This is a genomic window from Cohnella yongneupensis (genome assembly GCF_042655785.1).
Lineage (GTDB): Bacteria > Bacillota > Bacilli > Paenibacillales > Paenibacillaceae > Cohnella > Cohnella yongneupensis.
This window is the reverse complement of the sequence record NZ_JBHSNC010000013.1, coordinates 34861-49035: the sequence shown is the minus strand read 5'-3', so window position 1 is coordinate 49035 and position 14175 is coordinate 34861. Positions and strand designations below refer to the sequence as shown.

The window sequence follows — 14175 nt, the reverse complement described above, 5'->3', positions numbered from 1 at the left end:
CGTGAAGTTGACCATCGGAAAAAAGCTGCTTGGAGCATTCTTAGTTATTGCAATCTTGTTAGGCATTACAAGTTTAATCTCTTTGAACTACTTGAATAAAATAAACAAAGCGGATGCCGATCTGATTAACAGGCGTGCCGTAATCCTATCCAATGCCCAAGGCATTCAGTTAGAAGCGACCAAACAAGCCTCCGGCATTCACGGTTACCTCGTATCCAAAGAATCCGCGTTCAAAGATCAAGTGCAGAGCGCCCATATCCAGCTATCCGCGTATGTCATTCAAACCTTGATGCTGGCGCACCGGGCAGAAGATCAACAGAGGCTAAAAAACCTCGATGAACTCAATAAGCAATACAAAGCGAAAGCGGATCAATTGTTTCTGATGGTTCAGAACAACGAGAATGCCGCGAAGTTCTTGAATTACTACCAGATCGAAGTGCAACCGCTGGGCGACAAGCTCTTGCCGCTTGCGGACGACATCGCCTCGGGGCAAAAGCAACTAATGAAAGAAGGCAGCGCGAACAGCGCGTCGACCGTAGACACCGCCATTAAAGTCGTTACAGCGCTTAGCGCGATCGCTTTCGTGCTTGCCATCCTCATTGGCTATTTCGCTTCGCGCGCGATTTCGAAGCCGATCGTCGCCATGGAGTCGGTAGCCGGAAGGATCGCGACCGGCGATCTGTCCGCGGACAACATTCGCGTCAGAAGCACAGACGAGATCGGCGCGCTGGCAACGTCCTTCAACCAGATGAAGTCCAACCTTCGGGATCTCATCCAACAGGTAACCGTAAGCGCCCAGCAAGTGGCCACCTCTTCGGAAGAGCTGACCGCGAACGCGGAGCAGACGAGCCAAGCCTCGACGCTTATTACGGAGACGATCCAAGAAGTCGTCATGAGCTCCGAGAAACAAGCGCTTAGCGTGGAGGACAGCGTACGGGCGATGAACGAGATGTCTTCCGGCGTGCAGCAAATCGCCGCGAACGCGCAAATGGCTTCTTCCGTATCGATGCAGGCGGCACACAAGACGGTAGAAGGGAATGAAGCCATTCAATCGGCGCAAACGCAAATGTCCGCGATCGAATCTTCCTTCGGAGTGGTGGCCGGCGAAGTGCAACAGATGGGCAACTTGTCCGGCGAGATCGGTCAAATTATCAATGCCATTACCGACATCGCGTATCGGACCAATCTTCTCGCGCTTAACGCGGCCATCGAAGCAGCTAGAGCCGGCGAGCACGGTCGCGGATTCGCCGTCGTGGCGGGAGAAATTCGCAAATTGGCCGAGCAGTCTTCGCGCTCCGCTGAGCAAGTAACCGAGTTGATCGATCAGATCCGAGGAAGCATCGACAAAGCGGTTCAGTCCGTGGCAACCGGAACGACGGACATCCACACGGGCACTCAGGTCGTGCATACGGCGGGAAGCACGTTCGAGGAAATCAAAGCTTTCGTCAACCAGGTAGCGTCCCAAGTACAGGAAGTTTCCGCGGCTTCGCAGCAAATGTCCGCCAGCGCCGAGCAAGTCGTTCATGCCTTCGACGTCATTGTCGAAGGATCTCGCACGGTCGCTTCCGGCTCGCAGAACGTATCGGCGACGACGGAAGAACAGCTCGCTTCCATGGAGGAAATCACCTCCTCTGCGTCCTCGCTGTCCAAAATGTCCGAAGAGCTTCAAGCGCTCGTCGGCAAATTCAAAGTATAAGCTGGCACATACGGAAGCCCTCATTCGCCTAGTACAGGCAGATGAGGGCTTCTTCTATCCGCTAATAGTTGGCGATCAGCAAGCTGGAAATTCGGAACTCCGAGTAAGGCTCGTCGTCGTAATAGAATTCCAGGCGATGCGGTTTGATTTCCTTCTCCTTCAAGAGCGTACGGGATTCGATGTAATTCCCCCATCCCCCGCTGAAATCCGCGTTCAGATCGATTCGGGTCGTCCCATCGATCATGACGTAGGCTTGGGCGCCTTTGCCGACGAAGTTGAACCGGGCAAAGTTCACCGTGACGTACCCCGCCGTGACGTCTAGCACGAGCGGCTTGCCTTTGTCGGTCGCTTTCCAGCCGTCGCCCCATAATCCTGGGTCCGAGTAAGCTTCCCAGTCGCCCACGGACGCCGGAGTCAGGTTCTTATTATTGTCGACGGTCGCGTTCTCGTAGCCGTTGTCCGTAAGCGGGGCCGGCAACGTAAGATCCGGATCGCCGATCGTATCGAGCGAGGCTTGCACGCCGTCCAAGTAATGAACGATTAAATCCGCCGCCATCGCATGCCCGGTATCGTTCGGATGAACGTCGTCCGCCGCGATGTCGGACCAGCGCAGCTCACCAGCTTGAATTTTCGGCCATACCGCCTCCCTGTAGCTGATCGTCGGAATACCGTACTTGTCGTTAACCGGAGTAAAGTGCGACTGCCAGCTGTTGCCGGACCCGTTCATCATGTTCAAGTAGACGACGCCCGGCTTATTGGCCGACTTGAGCACTTTTCGGACAAGCCCCTCATAAGTTTCGGTAGACGTGGCGATGCCCATGTCGTTCACGCTGAATTCGATGACGACGAAATCCGGATTGGCCGCGAGCAAATCTTGGTCCACGCGATGCACGCCATAGAGCGAGCCGGTAGCTCCAATTCCCGCGTTAACGAACGTAATCCGGGATTCCGGAAAATGATCGATCCACCAATTGCGGATTAACGCCGCCCACGATTTGTTGTTCGCGTCGCTGGATAGGCTGCCCGCGGTAATCGACCCGCCGATGACGCCGACCGTGACGGGCTGTCCCGCTTTGGCTCTCTTCATGGCAGCGGCGATGCGCGCAGGCTCGCCTTTGGTCACAATCGAACGCTCGTAATAGAGCTGCTTGGGGTCCGTCGGCGCTTCGGATTGAGGCGGTGAGGACGCTGGCGGCTCCGTCGATGCCGCTTCCGTAGGCGGAGAGGAAGGGGTTGCCGAAGCGATAGTCGGAGAAGCATTCGGCTCATTATTCGCGCAGCCCGTTGCGATTATCGCAACGATGACGGCAAGGAGTAACGTTCTTCTTTTATGGCTCATTATTCGAAGCTCCCTAGGCTTATTTTCCTCAGCGTATCACCCGTTCTACCGGCGATCTACCTGTCTATTTGCACTTCGGAACCCTACGCTCTTCACCAACGATTGGCGATGTTGTAATCGATTTGGAGATGTACCGCGGAGGCCTTCCCGATAGTCTTTAAGGCGCTTGGATGAATAGGACAACCGCTATGCCCGATACGATGTAGAAGAACCGTCCCACCGGGGCCGGTTGATTCCGTACGTCATCCGGCATAAGGGGCGTGTGTGGGCATTGGAGATGATATATCCGTCATCGACGCGGGCAAAGTCATTAACGAGGGGACGGCTCGCGGACAAGTGACGGGCGGCATGAACATGGGGCTTAGTTGCGCCTCCCGAGAGGCTTTTTTATTCGACGATGCGGGAATCGTGCTCAATCCTCAGCTGCGTTCCTATAAGATTACCCGATTCGGAGAAACGCCTAAATACGTGGCGGAGTTCGTGGAGACGCCGTTCTTGGAAGGCCCCTACGGCGCGAGAGGCATATCGGAGCACGGCACGATCGGTAGCCGGTCCGAACGGCAGGCGCACGGTGGCGATCGGCGACATTCTTAACGGGGTTCCCCGCCTGCCTCGAGGAGAACTCCTCGTTCAGATCGTTACCGACAAGGCGTACGTCGATCTCCCCTATGTCACCGTCAAGAAAACGAAGATGGAGTATATCGACTATCCGATCGTCCGAATATGCGCTTTGCGCGCGTCGGATGGCATACGAACGGCTTTTAGCGGCGTCAGCGCCATTCCTTTCCGTTCGCATCGAATCGAGCAGGTGCTGAACGATACATCGGTCCCGCTGGAGCAGCGCGTGGATAACGCGATCCGAATGTGGCCCGTGCCGATCTTGGACGACATCCTAAGCTCTGCCGCCTATCGGACGTTCGTGTTGCAAGGCGCGTTAACGGAAGTTATGGAGAAGCTCGAGCTCGATCGGAGGGGCACATGACTAACCGGGGCGGAAGCGTAAAATGCGAAATGGAGCTGCTCGTTAACGGCGTACGCCAGCACGCCACGATCCGCTATGCGGACACGTTGTTGCGCATACTGCGCGAGCAACTGGGATTAACAGGGGCTAAGGCGGGCTGCGAAAACGGCGACTGCGGCGCTTGCACGGTTCTCGTCGGCGGCGTGCCGATCAAATCGTGCTTGATGCTTGCCATCGAAGCCCGCGGGGTAGCGATTACGACGATCGAAGGGCTGAAGGGCACGCCGATCCAGCAAGCTTTTATCGATAAGTTCGCGTTTCAATGCGGTTTCTGCACGTCGGGATTCATCATGGTATGCCATGCCTTGGTTAATACGCATCCGGATGCGGACGAGGATACGACGCGGCAATGGCTGCAATCTAACCTTTGCCGGTGCACGAGCTACGAGGAAATACGGAAAGCCGTCCGATCGGTGCTCGGCGATTGAGACGGGACGGGGCTATTCCTTGCCCGCATAGAAGAGCATGTAATTGCTTAGCTGCCCGCTCCAGTAAGACACCGTGTGCCCGCCGGGGCTAAGCACCCACTTCGCGTCGACGTTCATCGTCAGCAGCAGATCGTACAGGCTTTTATCCTTTTCCGCTAGCGCATCGTCTTCTCCGGCATCCAAGTAAACTTTCATGCCTTTCAGCTTATCCGCTGAAGCCAGCTTGAACGGGTCTCTCTCGTCTCGCCGCATCCCGGCCGCATAGAGCCAATCGCGTTGGTCCGTGAACTCGTCCGTCGGCGTGTAAGTCCAGATCGCCGCGCTGTGGGCGCCGATTTTGCTGAACAGCTCCGGATGCTTAAATCCCAAGTATAAAGCCGCGTATCCTCCCATGGATGCGCCGCCGACGTACCGGGCTTCCTTGGAGGCCTGCGTGCTGTAATGGCCATCTACATAGGAGATGACGTCTTGAATCAAATAATCCTCGTACGGACCGATGCTCACGCCTCCGGGGTCATGGCCTTCCCCGACCTTCGTATTCACGCCGAAGCTATTGCCGTAATCGGGCGATACGATGATAACGGGATGGATTCTGTCTTCTTGGATAAGCTGGTCCGCCACGGTATTGATGTTCAAATATGTGAACCAAGAGTCGTGATTGCCGCCGTAGCCATATAGCATATACAGCACGGGATACCGGACATCTTCGCTGTATCCGGGCGGCAAATAAACGGACAGATTCATCTCGCTACCAAGCGCTGCGCTGTGAAAGCTTACTTGATCGATCTGCGAGTGAGCCGTTATGACCGAGGGGGGCGTAGACGCGGACGGACTTGTACTCGGCGCGGGTGCAGCGATCGGCGATGCGGATAAGTTGGCTACGGAAAGCGAAGGTTCGCTAGTGCCCGAATTACATCCGCCAAGCGCAAAGAAGCTAATGATTCCAAACAAACCTGCTACGATTATGGCTTTCATGCGATGAATATCCCCCATGGGCAAAAATAAAAGGCACTTAGCGATCGCTAGGTGCCTTTAGTGTATGCGGTACTGGTTAGCTCAGAAAGATTGTAATTTCCCCGTGCGCAAATAGCAATAAAATTCGCCAACACCACCAGGCGCCGCAGGATTAGACGATTCGGTATACTCGCGCCTCATACGCCCGCAGATTCAACTCCGCGGAGGATCGGTTCGGCTCATCGTCGTAGTTGGCGACAATTAGATTCTCTTCGCTGCAACCGCGCAACGCTTCGGGAAGCTCGAACCGCGCATCGTCCGCCGAGAAGTTCAGCGCGACGAGCCACTTCTCGCCCTGCCACTCGCGCGTATACGCGTAAATTTGTTCATGCTCTTCCGCCACGATGTTGTAATCGCCGTAAATCATGATCGGATTCGCTTTGCGCAGCTTGATCAATCGCTGATAGTAACGGAAGATCGAGTCCGAATCCTGTAACGACTCTTCCGCGTTAATGCTGGCATAATTCGGATTAACCGCGATCCATGGCGTTCCGGTCGTGAACCCGGCTTGCGCGCTGCCGTCCCATTGCATCGGCGTGCGGGCGTTGTCCCGGCCTTTCGCATAGATGGACGCCATCACGCGATCGACGGGCTCGCCGCGATCCCGTACGGCTTCGCGATAGTAGTTGTGCGTCTCCACGTCCTTGTACTCTTCGATCGATCCGAATTGGACGTTCGTCATGCCGATTTCTTCGCCTTGATAAATGTATGGAGTACCCTGCAGCGTATGGAGGAACGTGGCCAGCATCTTGGCCGACGGCTTGCGGTATTCGGCGGAATCGCTCCCGAACCGCGACACCATGCGGGGCTGGTCATGGTTGTTTAAGTACAGGCTGTTCCAGCCTTTGCCGTTCAATCCGTACTGCCATTTGTTCGTGACGGCTTTCAGATCCGCCAAGCGCCAAGGCTTGACGTTCCACTTGCCTCCTTCGCCGGAGTCGATGTCCATCGTCTCGAATTGGAACACCACATTGACCTCGCGGCTTTCCGGGCTCGTGAACTTAACGGCTTCCTCGGGCGTCACACCGGGCATTTCGCCGACGGTCATCGCGTCGTATCGGGATAGAGCCCGCTCGTTCATCTCCCGCATATATTCGTGAATGCGCGGACCGCCCATGAAGAATTCCCCGCCCCACGCATAACGATCGTCTCCCGCGCTCGGCAGCCCGTCCGCTTTGGAGATGAAGTTGATGACGTCCATTCGGAATCCGTCGATTCCTTTGTCCAGCCAAAACTTCATCATCTTGTACACTTCTTCGCGCAGCTTAGGGTTCTCCCAATTGAGATCCGGTTGCTTCCTCGTGAACAGGTGCAAATAGTACTCGTCCGTCGCCTCGTCGTACTGCCATGCGGATCCCCCGAACACCGACACCCAGTTGTTCGGCTCTACCCCGTCCGCCTTGCCCGGCCTCCAAATATAATAATCGCGGTACGGATTGTCCTTGGACTTCCGCGATTCCTCGAACCAACGATGCTCGTCTGACGAATGGTTGACGACAAGATCCATAATGAGCTTGATTCCTCGCGCGTGCAGCCCTTCGAGCAAAGCTTCCCAATCTTCCATCGTGCCGAACTCGTCCATGATCGCTTCGTAATCGCTGATGTCGTAACCGTTGTCGTCGTTCGGCGATTGATAGACCGGGCTTAGCCACACGATGCCGATGCCCAGCTCTTTCAAATAATCGAGCTTGCCGATAATGCCCGGAATATCGCCGACGCCGTCCCCGTTGCTATCCTTGAAGCTTCGGGGGTAAATCTGATAGACGACTTCCTCTTGCCAGAACGCGCCTGTTGTCATTGCTTATCCGCTCCTTCCTCTCCAACCGTTACCGTACGCTTCTGCTCATGCGAGCGCACGATCGCCTCCAGCACTTGCTGGCTTTCGTAGCCGGCCATGAAGCCCGGCAATCCGTCGCTTGGCGAACCCGCCAACAATCTCGCGAAGTCCTCCCATTGCGACAGCTTAACGCTATGCGGTACGCTGAGACGCTTCTCGACCCGGCTTCCGGTCTCCCCGTCCTGATGAATCCAGACGACATGCTCCGGATCTTCCGTGCTGGCGCGGATCGTTCCGGCATCGCCATAGATCGAGATATCCAGCTGGTTGCCCGAGCCGATCGCGTTGCGCGTCGTCTGGAAGGTGCCTACCGCCCCGTTCTTCATGAGCGCATGGAAGCAGGCGAGATCGTCGACTTCTACTTGAACCGGTTCGCCGGTCGCGAGGCTCTTCCTCTCCTCGATGAGCGTAACTAATCTAGCAGCCAACTCCTCGAACGAACCGAACAAATAATGGGCCAAATCAATCATATGCGTGCCCAAGTCGCCTAATGTTCCGGTGCCCGTTGCCTTCTTATCGAACCGCCAGACGAACGGGACGTCGAACGCCGCGGAGCCCCATTCCTGCAAATACTGCACGGAGAAGTGCCGCACGTTGCCGATCTTACCCTCGCTGAGCAGCTTTCTAGCGAATCGGAAAGCCGGCGTATACCGATAGCCGAAGCCGATCATGGCGGGAACCGGAGTGTCCTTATATAGAGCCAGAAGCCGATCCGCCTCCTCCATCGTCATCGCGAACGGCTTCTCGGACAAGAACGGCTTGCCCGCTTGCAGGCACAGCTCCATAATTTCCGCATGCAGCGCGTTCGGCGTAATAGAGATGACCGTATCAACCTCGTCGTTCGCGATTAATTCGCGGTAATCGGCGAATCGCAACGACTCAGGGATATGTAGCTGATCCCCGGTCTTGGCCAGCGCGGCTTCCCGTACGTCGCAGATCGCCGTAATGTTCATGTGCGGCGCATGGTTTTTGAATCCGTTAATATGCGCGTTAGCCATGTCTCCGAGACCGATCAACCCGATTCGATTCGCGTTCGAAGCCATCATCGTACTCCTCCCGCCGAGGCAATCTTTTCGATCGGATCGACTCTGCCGTAGGAAACCGCCGCGCCTTGCGTCGGCGCTGCCCACGACACCGCATTGGAGATGACGCGAAGCACGTCCGGGTGGTAATACGTCGGGAACGTCTCGTGCCCAGGTCTGAAATAGAACAGCTTGCCTTTGCCCCGCCGATAGCAGCAGCCGCTGCGGAAGATTTCGCCCCCCTCGAACCAAGAGACGAATACGAGCTCGTCCGGCGCCGGAATTTCGAACCGCTCGCCGTACATTTCCTCCTGCGGAATTTCGATGTACTCTCCGATGCCATCGGCGATAGGATGCCCGTGTTCGATAACCCACAACCGTTCTTTTTCCCCGTCGTCCCGCCATTTCAGCGCGCCCGTCTTCGTCCCTAGCAAGCTCTGAAAAATTTTCGAGCCATGTCCGGAGTGAAGCACGATGAGCCCCATGCCGTCTAGCACCCTGCTCCGTACTTTCTCCACGATCTCGTCTTGGACTTCGTCGTGAGCCATGTGGCCCCACCAGATGAGCACGTCCGTATCGCGCAACGTCTCGTCCGATAGCCCGTGCTCGGGGTCGTCGAGAACCGCGGTTTTTACTTGTAACGCCTCATTTTTTATAAGATGGCTGGCAATCGCGTGATGAATGCCTTGCGGATAGATGCTTGCGACTTTTTCGTTCTGACGCTCATGCCGGTATTCGTTCCATACGGTAACTTTAAGAGTGGCCAATTCGATCGTCCTCCTAGGGTTTCGGCTTCCTCCCCAGTATAGGACGTGATACAATCGTGTGGAATGTCGGATAGAGACCGCGTTTGTACGATAGCGACTTTTATGCCGACGAAGGAGGCTGACGCGATTGCTCGCCGTGAACATGGATATCGTCCCCAAAATCCGCTTGATCGGATTCGTGTCCTATACAAGTCCGTGGATCCACTTCAAACGGAATACCGACGAGTACATCCTCTATTTCATCAAGAGCGGGGAGCTTCACCTTCGAGAGAACGGAACGGAGTACGTCTTGAAAAGAGGCGACGCGTTCCTGCTGGAGCCTAACCTAGACCATGAAGGAACCGCCAAGCACGCGTGCGATTATTATTACGTTCACTTTAGCCATGCCGATATCGAATCCCGGCCGATCGACGACATTCAAGCGCTCGCCAGACGGTTCATCCTCGAAGGCGTACAGGACGACGACGACCGGGATTTCAACATTTGTTATTTGAACAAGCATTTCACGCTGCAAGACAAGCCCGCCCTACAGCAAGCGTACCGCGCGATGCAAGAGTTGCTCGTGCTGTATTATCGCAAACGTTATAACCGCGCGCTCACCGGCCTGCGATTCGCCCAGCTACTGATCGAGCTGTCCCGGGAAAACTTGGTCTCAGAGCTTCGCAAAGCCGGCGGCAAGAGCACGAAGTCGTTCGTGAAGGTTAACGCGCTGCTCGAATATATTCACCATCATTACGTTGGCAAAATAGCGAGCCAAGACATCGAACAATCCTTCGCGAGCAACTTCGATTACTTGAACCGGATTTTCAAGCAAGCGACGGGCTACCCGATCGTCCAATACGTGAACAAAGTACGCGTGGATCGCGCCAAGGAATTAATTCAAACGACGAACCTCGGCATGGGCGAAATCGGCTACCTGACCGGCCTGAACGACCCTTATTACTTCAGCAAAGTATTCAAAAAATACGTCGGCGTATCCCCGCTCCAGTACCGGCAATCACTGGCGGGCGAGGAGCGCGTCGATGGCTGAGGATGCCTCGTTAAGGGCTTTTTTGACGTCTTCGCCCTCTACGAAAATACGCTCCATCGCGTCTTTGTACAATAGCTCGATGTCGTTCCATTGCGGGATCGCCGGGCGATAGAACGCCTTGTCGAGCCCATTGAGATAAGGCTCGATATACGGGTTGTTCGCGCCCGCCACGTTCGGCGCCCGCAAAGCTTCCGCGTTCGTCGGAATGAGTCCGGCTTTGAACATCGTCGCCTGCGTCTCCTTCCGCATCATCCAGCGGATGAACATCCAAGCCTCTTCCTTCACCTTCGTCCCCTTCGTCATGACGAGGCTTTCCCCGCCGATGACCGAGCCGTACATTCCGAGCGAAGGAAAAGGAACCGGAACGGTCGCTTGCATCAAATCGACGTCCAAGTTCGTCGAGTTGAGCAAAATGCTGTAATACCATGGCCCCTCGTCGATCATCAGCATCCGGCTGTCGGAATACACGTCCTTCCACAAGTCGCCCTTGTCATCCAGCAAGTGCGGATTCAGCACTCCCTCACGGTACAGCTGCAGCAGCGTCTTCACCGCATAAATGCTGGCCTCGCTATTCAAATACCCGTTCGTGGCCGTAAACTTTTCATCCGAAAGCTTCCCGCCCAGTCCGAAGAAATACGGCAAGCTGCCCCACATATCGATGCCCGTCATTCCGATGACGTCATGCTGCTCCCTCGCGAGCTCCACGACTTCCATCAACGATTTCGGAGTCGTCGCAAGACCGGCCTCGTCCAGCAACCGGCGATTAAAAATCGCGGCTTTCGTCGTAATGTTGAGCGGCAAGCCGTACACATGCTCCCCTACGCGGTTCGATTCAAGCATGCGCTCGCGCAGCTCCCGCGCGACTCCCCCGTAATCCGCGAACGGATCGAGCGGCACAAGCAGCCCCCGGCCCGCGAACCTCGATACCCAAGAATAATCGAGGCGGATTACGTCCGGCGTCTTGTCCGCCGCCGCCCGCGTCATTAGCGCGCCTAGATACTCTTGGTTCGACGCTTGCCGTACCGACTGGATGCGAATGCCCGGATTCGCTTGTTCGAACGCGGGAATGACTTCTTCCTCGAACACCCTCGTCTCCTCGTCGCTGTACGTGTGCCAGATGACGACGGTTTTGACGGGTTCGTCGTCCAGCTTGCGCACTTTGCTCTTGTCTTCGATAATGCCCGACTGCAAGCACCCCGTGAGCGTCAGCATTAAGAGCGCGAAAAGGGTAACTACCGCCCATGTCGGTCTCATTCTTGCGGCTCACCCCTTTCGGAGTCATACCGGCCGCCGTGCCCGTAGCGCATTCGATAATCGATCGGCGACAGGCCGCAGCTTTTCTTGAACAGCTTGCTGAAATACTTGACGTCGTTGAAGCCCGCTTGCTCGGCGATAACGTAGATTTTGAGATGCGATTCGGCGAGCAGCTCCTTCGCTTTCTCCAGGCGCAAATTGATCACGTAATCGATGAAGTTGTGGCCTGTCGTCTTTTTGAACAGCACGGAAAAATAATTCCGGCTCACGTGAACGGCGTCCGCCACCTGCTGCAGCGTGATCGTCTTCAGATCGTGCCTGCCGATATACTCGAGCGCCTTCTCGATCGGACTATGCTCGGCGTGCAGCTCGGGATCGTTCGGCGCCATACCACCTCGGGGTTCTGCCGCAAGCACATGCTCATGCGCCTCCTCGTCCAGCCGATCCTTGCATTTGCGAAGCGCGGCCAACAGCTCCTCCGGCTCCAGCGAATGCTTCAAAATATAGTCGACGACGCCCAGCTTCAGCCCTTCGCGTACGTACTCGAAGTCGTTATAGCTGCTCACGAGAATGACCTTGCAGGACGGCTTCAGCTTCATGACCTCGCGCGTGAGCGTCAGGCCGTCCATCATCGGCATCTTAATGTCCGTGATGACGATGTCCACGGGCTGCGACAGCATCGTGTCGAGCGCCACGACCCCGTTCGCGTACTCGCCGACCACTCGGAAGCCTTCCTTGTCCCAGTCGATCAACGCTTTGATGCCAAAACGGATGATCGGCTCGTCATCCACGATCATGACTTGAATCATGCCGTCTCACCCCCTGTCCCCGGCTTCGGGTACAAAATCATTTTGGCCGTCGTTCCGCCGCTAGCATGGCTGTATAAGGAAAGCTCGGAGCCGTGGTCGAAGTAAAGCTCGAGGCTCTCGTACACGTGCCGCAACCCTATGCCGGTATGGCCGTCCCGTACGGCGTCGCGGATCGATCGTTCGATCAAATGCTTCTCCGGCAAAATTCCGATCCCGTTGTCGCTCACCGTAATGACGACCGCCTCTTGCTCCATCCGCACCTCGATTTCGATCTCTCCGTCGATGTCGAGCGGAACGATGCCGTGGAAAATCGCGTTTTCCACGAGCGGCTGAATCATCATGCGCGGAATGAGGAAGGACACCGCGTCGGGGTCTAGCTTAAGGCTCAGCTTAAACAGCTTGCTATAGCGAAGCTCGAGAATAGCCAAATACTTCTCGATAATGTCCATCTCTTCCTCGATCGTGAAGAAGTGCCCCTTCTTGCCCATGTTCGCTTCCAGCAGCCGGATCAGCGACGAAATGCCTTCGAACGCTTTGCCCGATTGGCCGTGTTTGATAAGCCATCTTAGCGTGCCGAGCGTGTTGAACAGAAAATGCGGGTTGATCCGGTGCGTCACCGCGCGAAGCTCCGCGTCCTGCTTCTGCCGCTGCTCCGTCGACACCTGCTCCATTAGGCGGTCGATGTCGGCGATCATTCGGTTGAACTGGCGGCTCATGAGTCCGAACTCGTCGTTCGTGGACACGTCGGAGCGTATCGATAGATCGCCGAGCTGCACGAGCTTCATCTGCTTCGTCAGCTGCTTGATCGGGCGGGTAACTCTTCGGGCGATGAACAGCCCGATCGCTATACCGACTAACGTAAAGACGATGAAAGACAGCAAGATCTGGTTGTGGAGCGTGTCCAACTTGTCCGTTATTTCGTGTTCAGGCACGGTGCCGACGATCAGCCATCCGTTGCTGAGCCGTTGCTTCACCCCGTAATAGGCGGTCCCTTCGCTCTTGAACTCGAATTCTACCGACGGATTGCCGGTTATGTTATGGAGCAGGTCCGGATTAGCGACGACCGTGTTGATTAAGCCGCGGTCGGAATCCACCATAATCCGGCCGGCTTCGTCCACGACGATGAAGCCTCCGGTCTCTCCCAGCTTCATTCTCTCGATGTTGTCGAGAATTTTGCGGCCGTTTAGGTTAACGAGGATGTAGCCGATGCCGTTCATCGTCCGATAATCTTCGAGCACGCGCCCGATCGGCAGCACGAGCTCGGTGTTGTCGCCGCCCCCGCTGAACCGGTCCTCTTGAAGTGCTTTCCAGACCAATCCGCCTCTTTTCAGCTTCGCTTCTTTGACCCAATCCAGCTCCTCGAGGTTGTATTGCGACAGCTTCACCTTGGAGAACGTCCCGCTGCCCCAGCTGTTGTTCTGATCCTTAAGCACGTACACGATATTAATAAAAGAGCTCGTATAGACGAGATTGTTCAGAAAGCTCTTCAAATACTCCTCAGTGTCGAGCCAGGTTTTCAAGTCCTCGGGGCCCGGATTGCCTTGGCTGGCCACGAGCTTCTGGATGCGCAGGTCGTTCGAGATCAAATCCGCGACGTCGCTGCCGGCGTTGAGGATGAAGGATAGGGAATCGGCGGCCTGCTGCGCGATTTGCACGGACGATTCCCTTACGTTATGTTTCACCGTGCTGCCCGACACGAAATAGAAGGAAGCGCTCGTGAACAGCGTCGGCAACAAAATGACGACCACGAAAGCGACGATCATTTTGGTGGCAAAGCGGTTGAAAATACGTATGTTGCCGATCATCATGATGCGCCCCTCCATTTCTATTCCCCACAAAGTGACGATAAGCTTTGAAACCAAGTCCGATTACTTTGCGGGGACCCCAAGACTATTGTACAACAGCCTTACTCGCTTCCGATGGCGCACGCTCACCGACGCTATCCGATATTTTTTATC

General features: G+C 55.8%; 12 protein-coding genes and 1 pseudogene. 5 read left to right on the top strand and 8 right to left on the bottom strand.

Annotated features, from left to right (window positions below):
- Position 1: 1 nt before the first annotated feature.
- Positions 2-1696, top strand: a complete 1695-nt coding sequence (locus ACFPQ4_RS05180) for a methyl-accepting chemotaxis protein (RefSeq protein ID WP_378110714.1) — start codon at positions 2-4, stop codon at positions 1694-1696.
- Positions 1697-1757: 61 nt separating this feature from the next.
- Here the strand turns inward: ACFPQ4_RS05180 and ACFPQ4_RS05175 are convergent, their stop codons facing one another.
- Positions 1758-3035 (bottom strand): SGNH/GDSL hydrolase family protein, encoded by a 1278-nt coding sequence (locus ACFPQ4_RS05175; RefSeq protein ID WP_378110713.1) that lies wholly within the window; start codon positions 3033-3035, stop codon positions 1758-1760.
- A 285-nt stretch (positions 3036-3320) separates the two neighbouring features.
- Between ACFPQ4_RS05175 and ACFPQ4_RS05170 the strand changes: the two are divergent.
- The 3 genes and pseudogenes from ACFPQ4_RS05170 to ACFPQ4_RS05160 all read left to right on the top strand — a co-directional run.
- A pseudogene (locus tag ACFPQ4_RS05170) lies at positions 3321-3581 on the top strand (molybdopterin cofactor-binding domain-containing protein); the annotation flags it as partial.
- Between the two features lie 25 nt (positions 3582-3606).
- Positions 3607-4017, top strand: a complete 411-nt coding sequence (locus tag ACFPQ4_RS05165) for a hypothetical protein (protein ID WP_378110712.1) — start codon at positions 3607-3609, stop codon at positions 4015-4017.
- On the top strand, positions 4014-4484 hold the full coding sequence (locus tag ACFPQ4_RS05160) for a (2Fe-2S)-binding protein (protein ID WP_378110711.1): 471 nt from the start codon (positions 4014-4016) through the stop codon (positions 4482-4484). Before ACFPQ4_RS05165 ends, ACFPQ4_RS05160 begins: the two co-directional genes overlap by 4 nt.
- Positions 4485-4496: 12 nt before the next feature.
- Here ACFPQ4_RS05160 and ACFPQ4_RS05155 read toward each other — a convergent pair whose 3' ends face one another.
- From ACFPQ4_RS05155 to ACFPQ4_RS05140, 4 genes are all read right to left on the bottom strand, one after another.
- Complete coding sequence (locus ACFPQ4_RS05155) at positions 4497-5459, bottom strand: alpha/beta hydrolase (protein ID WP_378110710.1); 963 nt, start codon at positions 5457-5459, stop codon at positions 4497-4499.
- 151 nt (positions 5460-5610) lie between these two features.
- Positions 5611-7296 carry a glycoside hydrolase family 13 protein gene (locus tag ACFPQ4_RS05150; RefSeq protein ID WP_378110709.1) on the bottom strand — a complete coding sequence of 562 codons (1686 nt, stop codon included), beginning with the start codon at positions 7294-7296 and terminating at the stop codon, positions 5611-5613.
- Complete coding sequence (locus ACFPQ4_RS05145) at positions 7293-8381, bottom strand: Gfo/Idh/MocA family protein (RefSeq protein WP_378110708.1); 1089 nt, start codon at positions 8379-8381, stop codon at positions 7293-7295. Before ACFPQ4_RS05145 ends, ACFPQ4_RS05150 begins: the two co-directional genes overlap by 4 nt.
- Positions 8378-9124, bottom strand: coding sequence for a ThuA domain-containing protein (locus tag ACFPQ4_RS05140; RefSeq protein WP_378110707.1), 747 nt, complete (start codon positions 9122-9124; stop codon positions 8378-8380). Before ACFPQ4_RS05140 ends, ACFPQ4_RS05145 begins: the two co-directional genes overlap by 4 nt.
- Positions 9125-9260: 136 nt before the next feature.
- Between ACFPQ4_RS05140 and ACFPQ4_RS05135 the strand changes: the two genes are divergently transcribed.
- Positions 9261-10154 (top strand): AraC family transcriptional regulator, encoded by an 894-nt coding sequence (locus ACFPQ4_RS05135; protein WP_378110743.1) that lies wholly within the window; start codon positions 9261-9263, stop codon positions 10152-10154.
- Here ACFPQ4_RS05135 and ACFPQ4_RS05130 read toward each other — a convergent pair.
- The 3 genes from ACFPQ4_RS05130 to ACFPQ4_RS05120 are packed head-to-tail and all read right to left on the bottom strand — an operon-like array spanning position 10122 to position 14025.
- Positions 10122-11408, bottom strand: coding sequence for an extracellular solute-binding protein (locus tag ACFPQ4_RS05130; RefSeq protein WP_378110706.1), 1287 nt, complete (start codon positions 11406-11408; stop codon positions 10122-10124). The genes ACFPQ4_RS05135 and ACFPQ4_RS05130 overlap by 33 nt on opposite strands.
- Positions 11405-12217, bottom strand: coding sequence for a response regulator transcription factor (locus ACFPQ4_RS05125; RefSeq protein WP_378110705.1), 813 nt, complete (start codon positions 12215-12217; stop codon positions 11405-11407). Before ACFPQ4_RS05125 ends, ACFPQ4_RS05130 begins: the two co-directional genes overlap by 4 nt.
- Positions 12214-14025 carry a sensor histidine kinase gene (locus tag ACFPQ4_RS05120; protein ID WP_378110704.1) on the bottom strand — a complete coding sequence of 604 codons (1812 nt, stop codon included), beginning with the start codon at positions 14023-14025 and terminating at the stop codon, positions 12214-12216. The genes ACFPQ4_RS05125 and ACFPQ4_RS05120 overlap by 4 nt, the downstream gene beginning before the upstream one ends.
- Positions 14026-14175: the final 150 nt, after the last annotated feature.